This window comes from Vibrio coralliilyticus ATCC BAA-450, from assembly GCF_000176135.1.
Classification (GTDB): domain Bacteria; phylum Pseudomonadota; class Gammaproteobacteria; order Enterobacterales; family Vibrionaceae; genus Vibrio; species Vibrio coralliilyticus.
The window spans coordinates 176,350-196,446 of sequence record NZ_ACZN01000017.1 but is presented as its reverse complement, the minus strand read 5'-3'; the positions used below and the strand labels follow the sequence as shown (position 1 = coordinate 196,446).

13 protein-coding genes are annotated in these 20,097 nt (G+C 43.5%); 8 read left to right on the top strand and 5 right to left on the bottom strand.

All coding sequences use genetic code 11. The features are described 5' to 3' along the window. Position 1: 1 nt before the first annotated feature. The 8 genes from VIC_RS16190 to VIC_RS16155 all read left to right on the top strand — a co-directional run bounded on the left by VIC_RS16190 (position 2) and on the right by VIC_RS16155 (position 10,994). Positions 2-1,057: an efflux RND transporter periplasmic adaptor subunit gene (locus VIC_RS16190; protein WP_006961115.1), complete on the top strand. Its 1,056-nt coding sequence runs from the start codon at positions 2-4 to the stop codon at positions 1,055-1,057. Then, the gene (locus VIC_RS16185; RefSeq protein WP_006961114.1) at positions 1,054-4,116 is read left to right on the top strand and encodes an efflux RND transporter permease subunit; all 3,063 of its coding nucleotides are present in this window, start codon (positions 1,054-1,056) and stop codon (positions 4,114-4,116) included. Before VIC_RS16190 ends, VIC_RS16185 begins: the two co-directional genes overlap by 4 nt. 637 nt (positions 4,117-4,753) lie before the next feature. Then, positions 4,754-5,494, top strand: coding sequence for an SDR family oxidoreductase (locus VIC_RS16180; RefSeq protein ID WP_006961113.1), 741 nt, complete (start codon positions 4,754-4,756; stop codon positions 5,492-5,494). Positions 5,495-5,505: 11 nt separating this feature from the next. After that, the gene (locus VIC_RS16175; RefSeq protein WP_006961112.1) at positions 5,506-6,714 is read left to right on the top strand and encodes an acetyl-CoA C-acetyltransferase; all 1,209 of its coding nucleotides are present in this window, start codon (positions 5,506-5,508) and stop codon (positions 6,712-6,714) included. Between the two features lie 59 nt (positions 6,715-6,773). Further along, positions 6,774-7,121, top strand: a complete 348-nt coding sequence (locus VIC_RS16170) for a phasin family protein (RefSeq protein WP_006961111.1) — start codon at positions 6,774-6,776, stop codon at positions 7,119-7,121. A 58-nt stretch (positions 7,122-7,179) separates the two neighbouring features. Continuing rightward, the gene (gene phaC, locus VIC_RS16165) at positions 7,180-8,964 is read left to right on the top strand and encodes a class I poly(R)-hydroxyalkanoic acid synthase (RefSeq protein WP_006961110.1); all 1,785 of its coding nucleotides are present in this window, start codon (positions 7,180-7,182) and stop codon (positions 8,962-8,964) included. Positions 8,965-9,135: 171 nt separating this feature from the next. Next, positions 9,136-9,828: an aspartate/glutamate racemase family protein gene (locus tag VIC_RS16160; protein WP_006961109.1), complete on the top strand. Its 693-nt coding sequence runs from the start codon at positions 9,136-9,138 to the stop codon at positions 9,826-9,828. Next, positions 9,825-10,994, top strand: coding sequence for an MFS transporter (locus tag VIC_RS16155; protein WP_031343086.1), 1,170 nt, complete (start codon positions 9,825-9,827; stop codon positions 10,992-10,994). Before VIC_RS16160 ends, VIC_RS16155 begins: the two co-directional genes overlap by 4 nt. Positions 10,995-11,056: 62 nt before the next feature. Here the strand turns inward: VIC_RS16155 and VIC_RS16150 are convergent, their stop codons facing one another. From VIC_RS16150 to VIC_RS16130, 5 genes are all read right to left on the bottom strand, one after another. Further along, entirely contained in the window at positions 11,057-12,298 is a 1,242-nt protein-coding gene (locus VIC_RS16150; RefSeq protein ID WP_006961107.1) for an SGNH/GDSL hydrolase family protein, read from the bottom strand. A 481-nt stretch (positions 12,299-12,779) separates the two neighbouring features. Further along, on the bottom strand, positions 12,780-15,536 hold the full coding sequence (locus VIC_RS16145) for an immune inhibitor A domain-containing protein (protein ID WP_006961106.1): 2,757 nt from the start codon (positions 15,534-15,536) through the stop codon (positions 12,780-12,782). Positions 15,537-15,649: 113 nt separating this feature from the next. Then, positions 15,650-15,916, bottom strand: a complete 267-nt coding sequence (locus VIC_RS16140) for a hypothetical protein (RefSeq protein ID WP_019275874.1) — start codon at positions 15,914-15,916, stop codon at positions 15,650-15,652. Positions 15,917-16,234: 318 nt separating this feature from the next. Continuing rightward, on the bottom strand, positions 16,235-17,791 hold the full coding sequence (locus VIC_RS16135) for an AbgT family transporter (RefSeq protein WP_006961105.1): 1,557 nt from the start codon (positions 17,789-17,791) through the stop codon (positions 16,235-16,237). 399 nt (positions 17,792-18,190) lie between these two features. After that, positions 18,191-19,960: a choice-of-anchor I family protein gene (locus VIC_RS16130; protein ID WP_006961104.1), complete on the bottom strand. Its 1,770-nt coding sequence runs from the start codon at positions 19,958-19,960 to the stop codon at positions 18,191-18,193. Between the last annotated feature and the right edge of the window lie 137 nt (positions 19,961-20,097).

Below are 20,097 nucleotides of genomic sequence, written 5' to 3'. Positions count from 1 at the left end.
TATGAAAATGTTTAAAGCCTCAATCATTGCGCTCTCTGTTTTAGGTCTTGTGGCATGTAAACCATCTGTGGAACACAGAGAAAAAAATGAACTACGAGTTGATACATTTGAAGTTGGCTCACCTCTCACCAGTCAACATAGAAGCTTCAATGGTCAGGTGATGCCCGCTGAACTGACCCCTTTATCTTTCCGACTTGACGGCGAGATATCTTCGATTCTGGTTCAGGAAGGTGACAATGTCACAAAAGGGCAAGTCGTCGCGATTCTTGATGATGCGAAAGCAAAACAAAACCTTACCGATGCACAGGCCAAATACGAGCTGGCACTAAAGCAGTTTAAGCGTGGTCAGGAATTAAGACACAACAAAATGATCTCAAGTGCTGATCTTGATGAGTTAAGTGCAAGTTTCAAACTAGCAGAAGCGAATTTAGGTACTGCCAAACTCAGAGTGGTTTATACGCGTCTAAAAGCACCGTTTGATGGTGTGGTGTCTAGCGTAGACAAGCAAAAGTTTGAGAACACCAGCCCCGGTGAAATGGTTGTCTCCATCTATCAAGACGAAAAAGTTTACGTCAAACTCAACGTGTCAGATACCGTCCTAGCAATGCTCAAACCAGAGTTGAGTTCAGAAAGATATCAGCCAACAGCAACTTTTGCTGGTCATGATGGGGCTTATACCGTGTCTTATCTGGAGCACACGAGTGAACTGCACCCAGATAGCCAAACGTATGAGTTCTGGCTGTCTATGCCTCAGATTGAGCAACGTATTTTGCCGGGTACGAGTGTGCAAGTCTCAGTCGATCTGGTTAAGGCTGGTCTCAACACCATTCAAGGTTATCAATTGCCAATGACAGCGGTTGATACAGGCTTTAATCCACAGGACTTTTTTGCATGGAAGTTGGAAGACAATATTGCACATCGTTATCCCATTTCGGTGAGCCAGATTAACGGCTCTGGCGCGTTAATTTCAGGAGGCGTCGATACTGGTGACATCATTATTAACTCTAACTTACGCAAGCTGCGTGAAGGCATGGAAATTAAAGGAGCGCAGCAGTGAGCATTGCGGAGTATTCAATAAAAAACAAAGTCATTAGTTGGCTATTTCTGGTCATTTTGGCGGTGGGTGGCTACACGTCATTTATGGATCTTGGTCGTTTGGAAGACCCTGCGTTCACCATTAAAGATGCGATGATCATATCTACGTACCCGGGGGCTACCTCACAGGAAGTCGAGGAAGAATTAACATACCCGCTTGAGAAAGAAATTCGAAAGCTGCCTTATATCGACAAGATCACATCCACGTCTTCCAATGGCATGTCACAAATTATGGTCAGCATGGAAATGGAATACGGCCCGGACGAATTGCCACAAATCTGGGATGAAATGCGCCGTAAAATCTATGATCTTCAACCATCGTTGCCAAGTGGCGTGAACTCTATCCAGATCATTGACGACTTTGGTGATGTATATGGCGTAATGTTGATGCTAACTGGAGATGGCTACGATTATATCGAGCTAAAACGTTATGCTGACTATTTGAGCCGTGAGCTGGAATTAGTTGATGGTGTCGGCAAGGTAACTATTTCAGGTGATCAGCAGGAACAATTGTTCGTCGAAGTTTCGCTGGAAAGACTCGCTGCCCTTAATCTGGATATGAACACCGTGGTTGGCCTGTTAAGTCAGCAAAACAGTGTACAGTCCGCTGGTGATGTGATGGTCAATGGACAGTCACTAACGATTCGACCAAACGGAACTATGAGCTCGGAACAGGAGTTGGAAGACCTCATTATCCACGGCCGTGATACGGGTAACCTGATTCGTTTGAAAGATGTGGCGACCGTGTCACGAGGAATTCAAGACAAACCTTCTAACGTACTGACATACAACGGTAAACCATCAATCAATCTAGCGATCTCTTTTGGATCTGGTGTCAATGTTGTCGAGGTAGGGAACGCGATTCAAGCGGAACTTGCGGAATTGGAAAACATTAAGCCAGCAGGCGTAGAAATTAATTATTTCTACAATCAGTCCGCAGAAGTCGATAATTCAGTCAATGATTTCATTATCAGCCTAGGGCAGGCCGTTGCGATCGTTATCATCGTTTTGCTTTTCGCCATGGGATTACGTAGTGGCCTTATCATTGGTGCTGTGCTTTTACTGACCGTATTTGGTACGTTCATTTTAATGAAGCAGTATGATGTGGAATTACACCGTATTTCCCTAGGTGCGCTGATAATCGCCTTGGGTATGCTGGTGGATAACGCCATTGTGGTCGTTGAAGGGATATTGGTCGGACTTAAGAAGGGCAAGACTAAACTTCAAGCAGCTGTTGATATTGTCAAACAGACTCAGTGGCCGCTACTAGGTGCCACAGTTATTGCTATTACTGCATTTGCTCCAATTGGCCTGTCTCAGGATGCGACTGGTGAGTTTATGGGCTCTCTGTTTTGGGTGCTATGTTTCTCACTATTCCTAAGCTGGATCACGGCTCTCACGCTGACCCCTTTCCTTGCGGATTTAATGCTCAAGGAAAATGAAACGAATGCTGACGCTGAAGATGTTGATCCTTACAAAGGAATCTTGTTTACCGTTTTTGGTGCTTGCTTAAAGCTCGCGCTTCGTTTTCGTTGGTTAACTGTCGCCAGCATGGTTGGACTGCTCGTGGTTGCTGTAATTGGTTTTGGCATGGTCAAGCAGTCATTCTTCCCACCTTCAAACACCCCCATGTTTTACGTAGATATGTGGATGCCAGAAGGGACGGACATTCGTAAAACTGTTGAAGAAACGAAGAAGGTGGAACAGTACATTCGTGCTAAAGACAATGTTGAATTTGTAACCACCACAACAGGCCAAGGCTTGCAGCGATTTGCGCTGACTTATCAGCCTGAGAAAAGTTACGAAGCGTATACTCAGCTTCAAGTTCGAACGACAGATCGAGAAGTGATGTTCTCGCTTCTGGAGGAGCTTGATAGAGAACTTTCAGTTCAGTTCAATCAGCCCACATTCCAGTTCAAGTTGATGGAGTTTGGCCCGTCACCGGCGTCCAAGATTGAAGCACGGATCACTGGTCCAGACCCTCAGACTCTACGTTCGATTGCGGCTAAGGTTGAAGACATTTTACTGGCTGATCCTGGAGCACGAAATGTTCGTCACGACTGGCGTGAACGTACCAAGGAGCTAGTGCCTCAGTTTAATGAGTCAAAAGCCCGTCGTTTAGGCATCTCAAAAGAAGATGTATCCAACACTTTGCAAATGGCATTTGGTGGAACTCCAATTGGCTTGTTACGTGATGGAACGCATATGCTGCCGATTATCGCTCGTTTGCCAGAAGAAGAACGCGTTGATTTCGAATCCTTGGCCAATGTGAAGATTTGGAGCCCATCACTGCAGACATATATCCCAGTGGATCAAGTGATTGATGGGGTAAGCCTTCAATGGCAAGAACCGCTGATTCAGCGTCGTGATCGTAAACGTACTTTAACCGTATTGGCTGATCATGATGTGTTAGGTAATGAAACTGCGGCAAGTCTATTTGCTCGTATTCAGCCTAAAGTACAGGCAATGAGCTTACCTGAAGGATACAGCATTAGCTGGGGCGGGGAATATGAGTCATCTAAGGATGCACAAGAAGCCTTGTTTGGTTCATTGCCGATGGGTTACATGCTGATGTTCATTATCACCATGTTCCTATTTAACTCACTGCGTAAACCACTGGTTATTTGGTTCACGGTTCCACTGTCAATCATCGGTGTCTCGATAGGCTTACTGGCGACAGATATGCCGTTTAGCTTTACTGCTTTCCTTGGTTTGCTGAGCTTAAGTGGCATGATTCTGAAAAATGGCATTGTTCTACTAGACCAAATTAATATTGAGCTTGAGTCGGGTAAGGACCCTTACCAAGCTGTATTTGATAGTGCGATATCTCGTGTACGCCCGGTAAGTATGGCCGCACTGACAACGATATTAGGGATGATTCCACTTGTATTCGATGCTTTCTTTGGCTCGATGGCAATAACAATAATGGCTGGTTTGGGATTTGCTACGGTATTAACACTGATCGTAGTACCAGTTCTGTTTGCCATTTTCTACCGAATCAAACCATCCACTGCCGGATAAATTCACGGATAGAAATTCGATTCGATATTGGCCAACCCGGTAATTTTTACCGGGTTTTTTTATGTCTTTATTTTATAAAGTAAGTACAGAATTCGCCGATTTGGCTAGACTTTAGTATAAATAACGTCAATCGATATATATATTAAAATTAACATGAACTTATCGATTTAATTAACCATATTATAAATTGCAATGGATTGCATAGTTAAACCAAAGTCTAATAACGAAATGATTCTTTTGTCATGTAAACGTAAACCTATCTGTAACGAAAATAATTACGTTTTAAAAGGTGATAAAGATTGATGAAATAGGTGTAAACGACGAAAATTGAAGTTAAAACAGTGTTTTAGCTATTGCTGATAAAAGAAGAGTTTAAATTTTATACTTATAAAACAATGAGATATGTGGGATTAACAACTATATAACATTACATTCCTTATGAGATCTTGTTCAACATTATGCAACTAAACTCAAAAAGTATTTGAACTGTAACATTAAGACATTAGTTTTAATTAACAGAACGAGGACGGAAAGTTCCTTATTTAAGTATTATTAATAACGTTGGTTGGTGCTTATTGTTGGCACCGGTTAATGGCGAATAAATTATTTTAATTGCTGTTAAGAATGGAGTCTCTTAATGAAAAAAGTCGCTTTGATCACGGGATCAAAAGGCGGAATTGGTTCTGCAATTTCTTCTCAACTAGTTAACGATGGTTATCGTGTAATTGCTACCTATTTTACTGGTAACTATCAGTGTGCTTTAGATTGGTTTAACGATAAAGAATTCAATGAAGATCAAGTTCGCTTGTTCGAATTGGATGTAACCAATACTGAGCAGTGTGCTGAACGTTTAGCTCTTTTGTTAGAAGAAGAAGGGACTATCGATGTCGTTGTAAATAACGCAGGTATCACTCGTGATGGCGTGTTTAAAAAGATGACAGCATCGGCTTGGAAAGAAGTCATTGAAACAAACCTAAACAGCTTGTTCAACGTTACGCAGCCACTGTTTGCTGCTATGTGTGAAAAAGGCAACGGGCGCGTTATCAATATCTCTTCAGTGAATGGCCTAAAAGGTCAGTTTGGTCAAACAAACTACTCGGCTGCAAAAGCAGGCATGATTGGGTTCTCAAAAGCGCTTGCCGCAGAAGGTGCGAGAAGCGGTGTGACGGTCAATGTTGTTGCTCCTGGATATACAGGTACTCCTATGGTTGAGCAAATGAAGCCAGAAGTACTTGAATCAATCAAAGCTCAAATCCCAATGAAACGCCTCGCAACACCGGAAGAAATTGCTAAGTCAGTTTCCTTCTTAGTGAGCGATGCGGGTGCATACATTACAGGCGAGACACTGTCTGTAAATGGCGGCTTATACATGCATTAAGGATGAATGAGATGGAAAAAGTTTATATTGTTGCAGCTAAGCGCACGCCAATTGGTTCATTTGGCGGAACGTTAAAAGACATTTCAGCAGGAAATCTAGGCTCAATTGCGATTAAAGCCGCTTTGGAGCAAGGTAAAGTTGCCCCTGAGCTAGTGGACGAAGTTATCGTTGGTAACGTCGTAGGTGCCGGACAAGGTATGGGTATTGGCCGCCAGGCTGCTCTCTATGCTGGTATTCCAGAATCAGTACCTGCTTACACACTCAATATGGTGTGTGGCAGCGGTATGAAAACGGTTATGGATGCGGTTAGTCACATTCGATCTGGTGATGCTTCTGTCGTGGTTGCGGCAGGCGTTGAAGTGATGTCCCAGATTCCTTTCATTGTGCCTAGCAACATTCGCGACGGACACAAGATGGGCAACATGAATCTAACGGATCTGCTCATCAACGATGGATTGACTGATGTTTTTAATCAATACCATATGGGCAAAACAGCTGAGAACGTTGCTCGCGAAGTAGGGATCAACCGTGAACAGCAGGATGAATACGCACTTGCAAGCCAAATGAAAGCCGTTGCGGCGATTGAGGCAGGTAAATTTGTGGATGAAATCGTTGCTGTTGACGTGAAAAAACGCAAAGAAACGATTGTTTTTGACACGGATGAATATCCGAAAGCGAATGCAACGTTGAGCGGTTTAGAGAAGCTACGTCCTGCTTTCGAAAAAGAAGGCACTGTTACTGCTGGTAATGCGTCTGGTATTAACGACGGTGCGAGCGCGATTATTGTTGCGAGTGAAAGTGCGGTTCAGAAGCATGGTTTGCAACCTATTGCTGAGATTGCAAGTTACGCGCAGTCTGGACTAAACCCTGAAATCATGGGATTGGGTCCGGTAGAAGCTGTGACTCAAGCACTGAGCAAAGCAGAAATCACAACAGATGATGTCAATGTTTATGAATTGAATGAAGCGTTTGCTGCTCAAGCACTCGGTGTCATCCATAAGCTAGCGCAAGAACACGATGTATCCGTTTCTTCGATTTTAGATAAAGCCAATGTAAATGGCGGTGCGATTGCTCTTGGTCACCCTCTAGGTGCATCAGGTAACCGTATTTTGGTTTCCCTTGTTCACGAACTTACCAGAAGTAACGGTACTTATGGTGTCGCTTCACTATGTGTTGGTGGCGGTATGGGAACTGCAGTAGTTATTAAATCAATCGCTTAAATTCAATTCGAGCCTGAATTTTCGCTAAATTAAAATGGAATTAACCCAGGAGTAAGACTATGTACACTGATTTTTTCAAATCTTTCACAGACCAAACTGAAAAGAGCCTAGAACCATACGTGAAGTTCAACAAACTTGTGACTAAGAATGTTGAAGTCATGACTGAACTTCAACTGAATGCAATTCGCACATACAGCGAAATGGGTCTGACTCAAATGAAAGCGGCAAGTGAAATCAAAGACGTGACTTCTCTAACTGCATTCAACAGCCAGCAGCTTTCAGTTCTAACTAAGCTTTCTCAGCAAATGATGGACGACAGCAACAAGCTTCAGTCTATTGCTAAAGAGTTCAAAGATGACGTTGATCAGCTAACAACGGAAAACCTTAAGACAGTGACTCCCGCATAACACTGACTTGTTTGTGCCGCCGAAAGGCGGCATTTTTTCCGATCATAGGAGTAGCAATATGTATCAACACTTCTTTTCGGACTACCTTGTGAAGCTCCAGGAAACCAATCAAAAGTGGTGGGAAGATCTAGAACTAAGCAGGGCAGCCGTTAACTCCCCTCTGAACAAAGCAATGCAAGAAGTGAATTTCGAAGATACCACTAAGCTCTTCGAAAGTGCTGCAAACCAACCAGCTGCAATGCTGCAAATCCAAGCTGAATGGTGGCAACAGCAGCTGCAAATTTGGCAAAACGTCGCGCTCGCTCAAAACAGTGAATCCGTTGTTGAAGCAGAAAAGGGCGATAAGCGATTCTCCAACGAAGAATGGCAAAGTGATGTGTTTTATAACTTCATCAAACAGTCATACTTACTCTTCAGCAAAACTTACCTACAAACAATCGATAGCATTGAAGGCCTTGACGAGAAAGCGAAAGAGCGTATCAGCTTCTTCTCCCGTCAAGCAATCAACGCTATGTCTCCAAGCAACTTCATCGCAACTAACCCAGAGTTATTGAAGCTGACTCTAGAGCAAAATGGCGAAAACCTGTTGGCAGGTTTGGAGCAGCTGAAAGAAGATGTTGAATCGAGTGCAGATATCCTCAAGATCCGCATGACAAACAACAATGCATTTCGCTTAGGCGACGACGTTGCGAACACGGCAGGTGAAGTGGTTTACCGCAATGAACTGTTTGAGCTGATTCAGTACCGTCCAATGACGGAAAAAGTTCATGCGACGCCGTTGTTGATCGTGCCTCCATTCATCAACAAATACTACATTCTGGATTTGCGTCAGAAGAACTCAATGGTTCGCTGGCTGCTTGAACAGGGACACTCGGTATTTATGATGTCTTGGCGCAACCCAGGCAAAGAGCAAAGTCAGGTAGAGTTTGGTGACTATGTTACTGAAGGTGTAGCGAAAGCGGTATCGGCAATAGAAGATATCACTGGTCAGGAGCAAATCAATGCAGCGGGTTACTGTATTGGTGGTACGGTTCTGGCTAGCACCATTGCTTACTATGCTGCGAAGCGAATGAAGAAGCGTATTAAGAGTGCGACGTTCTTCACGACCTTGTTAGACTTCTCGCAACCAGGTGAAGTTGGTGCCTATATTAATGACACCATTGTTAGCGCAATTGAAGCGCAAAACAATGCTAAAGGTTACATGGATGGCCGTTCATTAAGCGTGACATTCAGCCTACTGCGTGAGAATAGCCTTTACTGGAACTACTATGTAGATAATTACCTAAAAGGCCAAAGCCCAGTAGATTTTGATCTGCTTTATTGGAACAGCGACAGCACCAATGTCAGCTCGACTTGTCACAACTTTATGCTTCGTGAGCTGTATCTGAACAACAAACTGGTACAAGACAAAGGTGTGAAAGTTGGCGGTGTATGGATCGATCTGAACAAGATAAAGATCCCGAGCTACTTTGTGTCGACTAAAGAAGACCATATTGCTTTGTGGCAAGGTACTTACCGCGGCGCTCTCAACGTCGGTGGCAACAAAACGTTCGTTTTGGGTGAGTCTGGCCACATTGCTGGTATCGTTAACCACCCATCGAAGAACAAGTACGGTTTTTGGACCAACGATAGCTTGGACGAGAGTGCTGATGAATGGCTAAGTAATGCCACTCATACTGAAGGCTCTTGGTGGACACATTGGCATCAATGGTTGTTGGGCTTTAGCCCTGAAGAGCAAGTTGAGCCGTTCAGTACAGGTAACGAACAGTTCCCTGTACTAGGGCCTGCACCGGGTGACTATGTGAAGCAAGTACTTCCCGTAAAAGAAGAAGTGACTAGCTAGCCTGATGTTACTGAAAAGACAAAAACCCTGAGTGAACAGCTCAGGGTTTTTTTATGGGGTGAGAATTTTAGGGTGAGGGCGGAGAGTAATAATCCTGACTCATTTTATTTTGTTTGTAATTTTGTTATGCATTTGATTAATTAGTGGAATATCTACGTGAAGGGAGTCGTGATGAAAACAATCGGTATTATTGGTGGAATGAGCTGGGAATCAACAGCAAGTTACTACAAGCAAATAAATCAGAGAGTTAAAGCCGAAAAAGGCGGATTGCACTCAGCTAAGCTCATCCTGAACAGCGTCGACTTTGCTGAGATAGAAGCCCTGCAACACAAAGGTGAATGGGATAAAACCGCAATTATTCTTAGTGAAGCTGCTCAATCACTTGAAAAGGCTGGTGCTGACTTTCTTCTAATTGCGACCAATACGATGCACAAAGTGGCGAGTCAGGTCGAAGAAGCCGTCTCAATACCGTTACTCCATATTGCCGATGCGACAGGTCAGCAGTTGGCAGAGCAAGGAATCAATAAAGTTGGTTTGCTTGGCACGGCTTTCACAATGGAGCAGTTATTCTACAAACAACGCCTAACCGATAAATTTGGAATAGAAGTGATTGTGCCAAATGGTGTTCAGCGAAGGCTTGTCCATGATGTTATTTACAATGAGCTTTGTCTTGGTGAGATAAACGCTAGATCGAAACAAGATTTTAAAACCATTATTGAGGATCTTTCCGCAGACGGCGCACAAGGTGTGATTCTAGGTTGTACCGAAATAGGCTTATTGATTTCAGAGCAAGATACGGATATTCCATTGTTCGACACCACTGAAATACACGCAAACTCTGCGGTTAGCGAGGCGTTAAAGTGAATAGGAATGTTTGGATTCTGTCACTCTGTCAGGCACTACTGATGACGGGCAATATCCTGCTGATATCTGTGATTGGGTTAGTGGGTAAGGAAATTGCGCCAAGTGAAAGTATGATCACCTTGCCCGTCGCATTGCAATTCCTCGGGCTAATGAGCGCAACGATTCCTGCTTCTCTGATCATGGGGAAATTTGGTCGAAGAAAAGGCTTTAGTTTAGGTAACTTGGTTGGCATTACCGGTGCGTCAGTAGCGACCTATGCTTTGTCTAATGAGCAGTTTTATCTGTTCTGTGTCGGGACTTTCTTACTTGGTATTGGTATCGGGTTTGGTACCTTGTATCGTTTTGCAGCAATTGAAGTGTGTGAAGAAAGCGCACGACATCGTGCGATATCTATCTCTATGGCTGGTGGCGTTTTAGCTGCGGTTCTTGGACCTAATCTAGCCGTATACTCGCAACAAATGACAGGTGATTCACTATACGTAGGTGCTTTCATGTCATTGATTGTGCTAAATATTATTGCATTGTGTTTACTTCAGACCATTCAGTTCCCGGCGCATCATACGGGAACTGCTAAGGATAACCCTGAGCCACTGCTTCAAATCATCAAAGCGCCTAATTTCATGTTGGCGGTGTTTGCTGCCATGGTGGCGTATGCCGTGATGAACATTCTCATGACAGCCACGCCACTTGCGATGATAGGTTGTGGCTTCGACTTCGAGAAAGCCGCAGGCGTCATCGAGTGGCACGTGCTTGGGATGTTCGTACCGGCATTTTTTACCGGTAAATTGATTGAAAAGTTTGGCGCGAGACAAATGATCCTGACGGGAGGTATTTTATTCGTGCTTTGCGTGGCGATTAATATCCATGGTCAGTCGATTTGGCATTTTTCGCTCGCTCTGGTTTTACTCGGTGTTGGTTGGAACTTTATGTTTATCGCCGCAACGGGGCTGTTCAGTCAATCGTATGCCGCGCACAACAAATCTAAAGCCCAAGCCTTTAACGAATTTTTTGTCTTTAGCTGTGTGACAATTACTGCTTTGTTATCTGGTTGGCTGGAAGCAACGGTAGGGTGGGAGAACTTAAATATTTATGTGCTACCGTTTGTGCTTGCTGTTATCGCGTTATTCGGCATTAACGTATTCAGGGCTAAAAGTGTGACTGCTTAGCTAGGCATTAAAATGGAAAAAGGAGGCAATCATACTGCCTCCTTTTTTGATTTCCGACCTAGCTAGAAGTTGAACTGGTTTAGCTTTGTCTGAATGATTTCGTCTGCAATGTACTTATGTGTTGCAGTTGTAGGGTGGGTAACCCCCCAGAAAACATACTTGTCCGAACTGTGGTAAGCACAGTCATTGGTAAGCTCATGGCTGTAGAGGTAGTCGACTGACGAGCTACGATTGATGTTCAAACATGCATCCGTTGAGTTTTCAAAGCCATGCTGTTTAGGGTTTGATGTGATTTGATCGAATATATCATGTGCATCGTAAAGCACGACGTTAAGCCCTTTCGTTTGATAGAGTGTCGCCTGTTCTTTGATAAACTCATTGAACTCAACGATCTTGGCTCTTACCGTATCAATCTCGTCTTGTGTTGAATACTTAAACTGCGGCGCTTTAGTGGCATCAGGTAGGGTAAACAATAGGATGTTGTTTGCGCCAGATTCTGTTAATCGGATCATTGCACTACTTAAGTCCGCTTTAACATCTGCGACTTCACGGTCATAGTTCATGAAATCATTGAGGCCGAACTCAAGCGTAATTAAGCTATTCTGAGGGTTATAGTTCTTAGCCATTTTCATGTAAGTCAGGTATGACGTGACTTGGTCATAAATCCCCGTCAAAGCAACGTATTGATTGGTTCCAGCCGCACCGCCAACCGCCCAGTTATATAGGGGAACACCTTTGGCTTGGGCTAAGTATTCTGTCCATACAAGCCCATTAGAAAAGTGGCCTAAGAACCACGAGTTTCGGTTGGGGAATACCCATTGAGAGCCGTTGTAGAGATTCCCTGTGTCTGATAGGCTATCACCAAAGGCAACAATGCGATTGATTTTATTGTTTACAGCATTGTCGTTTGTCCAGATGCTGTGGTTGTATGAAAAACGGTTGTCAGATGCATAGTAAAGAAGATCGGCAGTGTTATGGTTAACCCCTAACGTTTCTTTGCAGCGGTTTTCTATGTCAGTTTGAGTGGCGTTGGTGTAGAACATGTTTTTGAATGAAACGGATGACCACCAATAGCCGTCAATTGTGTAGTAATCACCATTGTCATCACGCGCCCATTCCCAATCTGTAGAAGGGTCATCGTGATTTTGGGCTGGACGGTACCAGCAACGAACGTAGGTGTATGTTTGATTTGCTTGTACTTCAGCAGCGTAACTAGCGCTTACTGCTTCAGGAGCCATGGGTAGGTCATCTGCAAAAGCTGGTGCTGCCAACAAGGAACCAGCCAAAATTAACGTCTTTTTCATAATTATTCACTTATTGTTTTGATTGTAGAGTATTTACTCATCTTTGATCGCATACCTACCACGATGTAGTCAAAGTATTCATTGGATAAATGAGTTGGGATTGAATGAAGATCAAACTTTATACAGAAATGAGTAGTTAATAATTAGGTTCAATAAACAAGCGATGTGTGCGAATTTTGAACTTATTATGCATTTGTTGAATTGAACGGATTATTAATATGTCTTTTAGTAAAGACTTTGAATCACGAAATTTAATTATTTTAATAATATATGTATTTATAGACGGTAGAATATTTTTAAGAGTATGTAATTTAGATTGAGGGGAAAATATTAATATGAAGCGATTTAATATATTGACTGAGTGTTGAAGTATTAGAAGTAATTAGTAGCTGAGTTTTAAGCAAAAAAAGAGCGCAACCAGAGTTGCGCTCAAATCTCACTCAAATAAGAGGAGTAGGGAAGTTAAGGAACGGAGAAATCCTTATAAATCGACAGTAATGATTTTAGATACTTTATCGCCGTTGTTATCCATAACGGTTAAACGAACTTCCTGTTTGCCGTAGCTTGGGAAGATAGAGGTAAATACGCGTCCACGTTTTACTTTTCCGTTTGGTAGAACCCATTCTGTATCAACGATGCGACCGTCAGGATCCGAGCTGGTAGACCACATGGTGACCCAACGACCTAGATGAATGTAACGTGCACTTGCTGTAGGAAGTACATTGTTCGCTTCAACTGTGATGGTTTCTGTCGCAGTATGCTGATCACCACGATCATCTGTCACAGTTAGAGAGACAGTGTAGCTACCGTCATTCAAGTAAGTCCAAGAAGGTGACTGCTCTGAGCTTGACTCACCGTTACCAAAGTCCCAGTTGTACGCAACGATTGAACCGTCACTATCGGAACTAGAGTTACTTGCAGTGACATTTAGGCCATCCAATGACAATGTGAATGCTGCGACTGGAAGTTGGTTAGGTTCTTCCGCTTTCGATACTTTAATTACGCCATAGGTATTGTCGGCAGCTTGCTCGATCACTTCAATTTGAACACCGTGTTCAGCCAGAAGGCGGCCAGCATCAGGTGATTGTGGATTTGAGTAATCTTGATTGTCCGCGAAGTAAGCGTTACCAATCAAGCTGACATCTTCCAGCACATCACCGTCGCTGTTCTCAAGACGCATTGGCTTTTGGTCATTCATTGAGAATGCCGCATCACGTACTTGGTAACGAGTTTGTGCTGCAGTGCCAGAATTAGCCCAAATCATTGCATTTTGGTCCGCATCGACAACACCAAGCCAACCTTCACCAGGGTGTTTGCCAACCCAGTTATCGGTCATTGACTCATCGACATACCAAACAATCAGACCCGGCTCGAATGACATTAATTTGCCGAAGCGTTTAATGTTGTTCAGACCTTCGTCCACATCGTTATGGCTACGCCATTGAAGTAGGTAGTAATGTGCCGCTTCGTTGAAGCCATCGTTTAGACGGTATCCATTGAACGCAAAGCTAGATTTTCCTTCGGCATCGTCGATCAAAGTCGTACTGCCGTCAGCTTCAATCGAGATGTTATCGATGTGCAGACCTTCCATCGCTAGTCCGCCATCCGTCACGTAATCGAAGCTCAATTCGACGGTTTGGCCTGCCCATTGTGATAGGTCAAACTCTGCATCAACCCAACCGTCAGATTCACCTGCAATAGCAGGTACAAGCCCCGTATTGTATGGATCATTCATCGTTGTGATGTTACCAGCGATCTGTTGGCCATTGATTAGCACGCGAGCGTAATCGTAGTCTTTTTCAATCTGATACCAAGCTTTAAACGCTAGTTTGACACTAGTACCTTCAGGCAGAGTCAGCTGACGAGACATCTTGTTCTTAAGATCGTCACCTTTACCTGAATGGAAGCTGTAGTTACCTGAGAAAGGCTTATGACCTTCGGTACGTTTTACAGGTAGGTCAATGCGGACCATATTCTGTTTATCGTTATCGATAGTCTGGTGAAGAGTGATTTCTTCGCCTTTTGGAGTCAGGTCGTCTACCGAAATGGTTTGGTTCGCAATCCATTTACCACCAATCGATTCTTGAAGGAACTGTTTTGCCCATGAACTGAATGCAGTTGGCTGTGTGCCGCCAATCTTACCAGCCCAGCTACCTGAAGACATGATTGACCAGTAAGAAACAGGTTCGCCTTTGCCCGTGTATTGAGTGTCGTATTCATCTGGCAAGCCTAAATCGTGGCCGTATTCGTGTGCACAAACACCTGCTGCGGCATCAATAGGCTGAATAGTGTAATCAAATGCAGCGTACTTTCCGTCAAAGCGACCAGGTAGAGTACTCGAGGTGCCTTCAAGCACATGGTACTTGCCAAGGTTGTAACGGTGTGACCAAATAGCATCGTCGCCCAATACACCACCGCCGGCTTCTTCACCTACGGAAGAGTGGAACACCATTAAGTGATCAATAACGCCATCCGGTTCACGGAAGTTACCATCGCCGTCATAGTCATAACGGTCTTCGATGTCGTAGTCGGCGAGGTTAATACTTGGATCTTGTGCTAGCTGGTTCAGCGCTTCACGAACTAGTTCCTGAGCATTAAGATCGTTGTCTGTTGTTGGTGAGTTACCACCATAGAATGAAGCATCTTTTGAAGCTCGGTACCAGCCTGCAGCTTGACCAGCAACGCTATAACTTTCCCCAGATTCACTCTCATAGTACTGACGCATCGAGATGAGGTTTTCGCCATTCGGCCCAAGGTAACCAGCGCCAGAGAAAAGCAGATTCTGATAGTGTTCAGGTTTGTAGCTATCGTAGAGCATTTCGGTATGGTCAGACGTTAATCGGTTGTCATTCCATGGTAAGTCTGGGAAATCAACCAATACAGCTAACACCTTGTCTGTACGCTTCTGAGATAAATCAAAAGCGAACATGTGTGCTCTATGTTGACCTTTCTTTGCTTCTATTGATTTTAGGATCTTAGCGCGTTGTTCGAGTGCTTTCTTACCGAATTGCGCGTCACCTTTAAAGCCATTGTTGAGTTTCGCGTTGAGGTATTTGTTAAGTGCCGTTTTTTGATCGTCAACGGAAGAGTTTTCATCAAGAAGACCCTTTCGGACCAGCATCTCGATTATTTTCTCTTCGTTCATGACACCTAAATCTATAGGTGTTTTGGCGTGACCACTGACACTAAAAAGGGTCATCACCGCTGTCGCCAGCAGTGTTTTCCTCATAGGACTCATATTATTTCCTTATTATATTCTGATTGCCAAATCCCACTTAATAAAGTGGGTATAACGTTGCGTGAACAACAAAATCCCTAATCAAAGGGAAGATTGATAAATGAATTTACAGCTTATTTATTTTTATTTGCTGAGATGCATTTTGTTTCAGTCGGGTTACTTTGAGTATTTGTATTATTATTGTTTTTATTATTAGGTTTGTTTTTGTCGAATCTGTTAGCGAGATAAATCTGTAAAGATTCCTGTTTTTCTTCAAAGGTTTGATTATCACAAATAACACCTCGTTCGATTAAAGAATCAAGAAGCTTCTCATCGTTAGGAAGTGGATTTGCAATAACAGCAGAAGAAAGAAGTGTTAACAGACAACTGACAAGTTTCATTTTATTTTTATAAAATATTAATGTTTCGAAACAAAATATAACTAAGTGTTATTAAATGCAATGGCTATTTTTTGATCGGCAAGATCTGGATTCATGAATCAACACAATATGTAAACAAGGTCACCTCTTGTTATTGATTGTACTGTTATTTATATAGTTATCTTGGGTGAATAATTAATTTTATTAAATTGTCACTAACGAGGCTGGAGGCGTTGATAAATGAAAAATTCACGAAAGACGGATAAATATTTATTTTATCGTATGGTTTCAATACAAAAAAAGCGCCATAAGGCGCTTTTTTACTGCTCAACGTAGAGATTAGAAACCAAGAGGTAAGCTAAAACCAAAGAAAATGAGCAGTACACCAGTCCAAATGGTCAGGAAAGCCATTGAATAAGGCACCATCATTCCAATCACGTCGCCAAAGCTTAGCTCTGGTTTGTACTTGCGCATGAAGGCAAGTACGACGCCTGCATAGCTCATCATCGGAGTGATGATGTTAGTAGAAGAGTCAGCAATACGGTACGCGGCAGAGACTAAGTCTGGTGTCATATTTGGGTTTACCTGATACAGCATAGGAACAAAAATTGGACCTAATAGCATCCATTTTGACGTCAAGCCACCAACGAACAAGTTGATAAGCGCTGTGGTAATGATGAAACCAATCAACATAAGAGCAGGGTACTCTTGCAGGCCCATAGATTGCAGAGTAGAAGCGCCAAGGTAAGTGACATAAGTACCTAGGCCTGAATAGCTCAGTAGGGCAAGGAAGTTGTAACAGAAAAACGTGAGAACCAGAACATAGCCCATGGTGTTCATCTGTTTCACCATGGCTGTTACTACGTCTTGTAGCTTGGTGAATTTGCCCGTGGCATAGCCAAAACATAAACCGGTTACCGCAAATACCATAGATATAAGCAGAATGATGTTATCTAGGTAAGGCGTAACTTCTTTGCCTGCTTCGTTTGTGTACGTTGCTAGAGGACCAGTCGCTAAGCCGTAGATAGCAAGCAGTGAAACAATCAGGCCAATTCCCGCACTACGAAGACCTTTCTGTTCTTCCTTAGTCACTTCGAACTCGTCAAAGTTGATCTCTTCAGGAAGCTGGTAAGACATTTTCTCTAGTCGAGGCGTAACAACTTTTTGTGTAATAACTGCACCAACAGCAGCCAATACAAATGTCGAGACCAAAACGAAGAAGTAGTGCATGGTCGCAGGGTTGAGCATTTCTCCCGTCATGCCTATGAAAGGAATGTTTTGCGATTCTGCAAAGATCTTCGCGTTAACACCAACGACGACGTCAACGGGTGTCGCAGGAAGCAAGTTTGCGCTAAAGCCCGCAGACACGCCAGCAAACGCAGCTGCCATACCAATTAATGGGTTTTTGCCTAAACCGGCATAAAGCAGGCCAGCCAGCGGCACCAAAACTAAGTAACCCGCATCGGCGGCTAACGAGCTCATAATGCCTAGGAAGACAATTAATAACGGAAGCAGGCGATCACTGATTTTTAAGCCAACTTTTTTGATGACAGCGGTGAGGAGCCCAGAGTTTTCTGCGATACCGACACCCAGCATGACAATCAAGATAATGCCTAGTACACCATGACCAAATGCGAGCCAGTTTTGAAGTAGAGCGTTTTCAAACATCCAACGGAAGTTTTCCGCAGACATCATGTTTTTGATAGCGAATTCTACTGAGCCCCCGGCTTTTCCTGCGGTTTGAAAAGTGGTGCCATCCAGAATCCAAGTGACGACCAGACTGAACCCAAACAGAAACATAAAAATGATGATAGGGTCAGGGATCTTCTTTCCGGCTTTTTCTATTGCGCTTGCAAAGCCGTTCGGCTTCTTACTTTGCAAGGTTTGTTCTGCCATTGATACTTCCTATGTGTTGTTACATTTATAAATAGGAAGTGAACGCTATCATCCCTTGTTAAAAAGAGGAATGTCACAAAATGTGTGAAAAAACATACAACTTACAGGATGGTTGGTGTGATTAATTGTGGATAGATGTTTATGCTGGATGTTGTTTAAATTTGGGTTTTTACCACTGCTTATTGACGTATTTGTAGTTTATGAAAAATCTTAAATCATTATAAATTGCTGTAAATATTGAACGAAGTGGGTAAGTAGTGGTGGAACTATAACCAATTTAAATTGGTATTTGCCTGCAGGAGCTTGAGGGTGTTCAGCCGCAGGTTGTGTTGAAGGTATCTGATATGAAGCCGAGATGAACATGAAAGAGAAAGGCCACTTGATGTGGCCTTTTCAGTTTTAAAGCTCAATGCGATAAATAGATGTTGTACCGCTTACCTCGTTACCCACCGCGAGTAGGTGCTGGCCGCTGCGGGTGAAATAGCGAATTGATTCTGGGCCTAAATCTCCAGCTTCAGAATTGTAGGTACCGTTAGCGCATTCACCTTCAGACACTTGAGTACAAACCGGCTTTGAGAAGTCACGATTATTAACGTAGTTAATGAACAAAGGAGCCGTGGGAGTGCTGACGTCGTAAATCATAATCCCTCCTTGTCGTTCCAATCCGATAAATGCGTACTGGCGACCATTGATGGAGGCGACTTCTATCGCTTCCGGTTCTACACCTTTATCATCGCTGCGATCATCAGCCGTATTGTTACTGTCATTGCTGCTATTTAGGTGTTCTGAGTCTAACGTGTGTACTATGTCTGCAAACTCATCTCCGCTATCAAACACCAGCTCGCCGTTTTCATTCCATAGTGAAAAAGAGCGGCTGCCGAAGCTATACACTGTATCTTCTTGCTCTAGTGTCCCTGTTGGCTTGACCACTTTTAGGCGACCCAGTTGTTTTTTATCACTGAGTGATTGTTTAAGTGGGTGGGAGGCAGCAACTTCGAGGTCTTTACCACGCAGTTCATCGCTGTAGGCGATACAGAAACCTTGTTCGCTGGAGTATTTCTCTGTGCCTGAGAAATCATCTTCATCCCACTCGAAACCACGTTCATCGCAGACATTTTGTGTTGTTTCGAACCCATATTCGCGGCCATCGCCCTCGTTGGCTGTCGCGATGTACGTATGACCATCGACTTGGAAACTGGCGATAGAATCTGGCATGTACAACCCTTCTAACTGAGGGTAGGAATGGAACTGACCGAGTTTTTTATCTTTGTTCGAGGCGTCTAGAGTGTTAGTTTCCCAGCTCTTTCCACCCAAACCATAGATAGATGCAACTGAAGCCGATTCGATATCCACTTTAGCGAGGGCGTTGTTTTCTTGCAGAGCGACATACAAATAGCCGTCATCAGAAAAAGTGAGATACTCCGGTTCCAAATCTTGTGCAACGGTTGCGCCAGGCGCTGATATTCTGACCGAGTCAGTGAGCTCATGGTGTCGAGATTCTCCCTGATTGAAGGCTTTGAAGGAGATTTGGTTAACTTTCGCTTGTTCAATACCCGAAGCAAGATCGACTAAAGTAATACTGCCTTCTGGGTCAACAGTGTAATCGGCATTAGGTTCACCTTCATTCGCAGTTGCAATGTATCGACCATCTTTAGAGAAAGACACCATATCCGGCAGTGCGCCTGTAGGGTAAGTCTTAACAAGCTCAAGTGTTTCTGCTTTATACAAAGCAATTAGGCCATTTTTCTGTTTCACTTGATTTTCAATCGCGACAGCAACTAAGCCATTGTGAACGGAAACACTGTTTGCCGCACCAATCTCAATGCCAGCCTTTTTACCAGCAGTGGATAAATCAATGTGCGCGGTTTTAGTGGGGTGATTTTGTGTATCTAACGCCATCACGTCGACACGTTTTGCTTGAGCATTAACCACAAACAATTGATCGCTGCATTCATCATAAGCAACGATTTCAGCTGCTGAAGTATCAAACTGGCTGTCAGCAACGTAAGTACCTAAGAGCGTTAACCCAGTGATGGAAGATTCAGATATTTCTGGCTTTTCGGAGATCTTACATTCCGGAGCTAGTTGAGTGTTTTGCTGAGAAGTGCAGCCCGATAGAGCGATAGCAGTGCAAGCGGCCAAAGTAGCCAATTTATGAGCAGTAAACAAAATTGTTCCTCCGTGAAATAACGCGCTGATACTACGGAGAAAATGTGAAAGAAATATTTAAGTTGTATAACGGTTGAGTGAATTGTCGATAATGATGAGAATACTATGCAGGGAGCGAAATGCTCCCTGCTGTTGGT

Excerpts from the sequence above, each read along its gene's own strand:
- VIC_RS16190 (WP_006961115.1), top strand. The coding sequence starts at position 2 with ATGAAAATGTTTAAAGCCTCAATCATTGCGCTCTCTGTTTTAGGTCTT.
- VIC_RS16180 (WP_006961113.1), top strand. The coding sequence starts at position 4,754 with ATGAAAAAAGTCGCTTTGATCACGGGATCAAAAGGCGGAATTGGTTCT.
- VIC_RS16175 (WP_006961112.1), top strand. The coding sequence starts at position 5,506 with ATGGAAAAAGTTTATATTGTTGCAGCTAAGCGCACGCCAATTGGTTCA.
- VIC_RS16170 (WP_006961111.1), top strand. The coding sequence starts at position 6,774 with ATGTACACTGATTTTTTCAAATCTTTCACAGACCAAACTGAAAAGAGC.
- phaC (WP_006961110.1), top strand. The coding sequence starts at position 7,180 with ATGTATCAACACTTCTTTTCGGACTACCTTGTGAAGCTCCAGGAAACC.
- VIC_RS16160 (WP_006961109.1), top strand. The coding sequence starts at position 9,136 with ATGAAAACAATCGGTATTATTGGTGGAATGAGCTGGGAATCAACAGCA.
- VIC_RS16150 (WP_006961107.1), bottom strand. The coding sequence starts at position 12,298 with ATGAAAAAGACGTTAATTTTGGCTGGTTCCTTGTTGGCAGCACCAGCT.
- VIC_RS16145 (WP_006961106.1), bottom strand. The coding sequence starts at position 15,536 with ATGAGTCCTATGAGGAAAACACTGCTGGCGACAGCGGTGATGACCCTT.
- VIC_RS16140 (WP_019275874.1), bottom strand. The coding sequence starts at position 15,916 with ATGAAACTTGTCAGTTGTCTGTTAACACTTCTTTCTTCTGCTGTTATT.
- VIC_RS16135 (WP_006961105.1), bottom strand. The coding sequence starts at position 17,791 with ATGGCAGAACAAACCTTGCAAAGTAAGAAGCCGAACGGCTTTGCAAGC.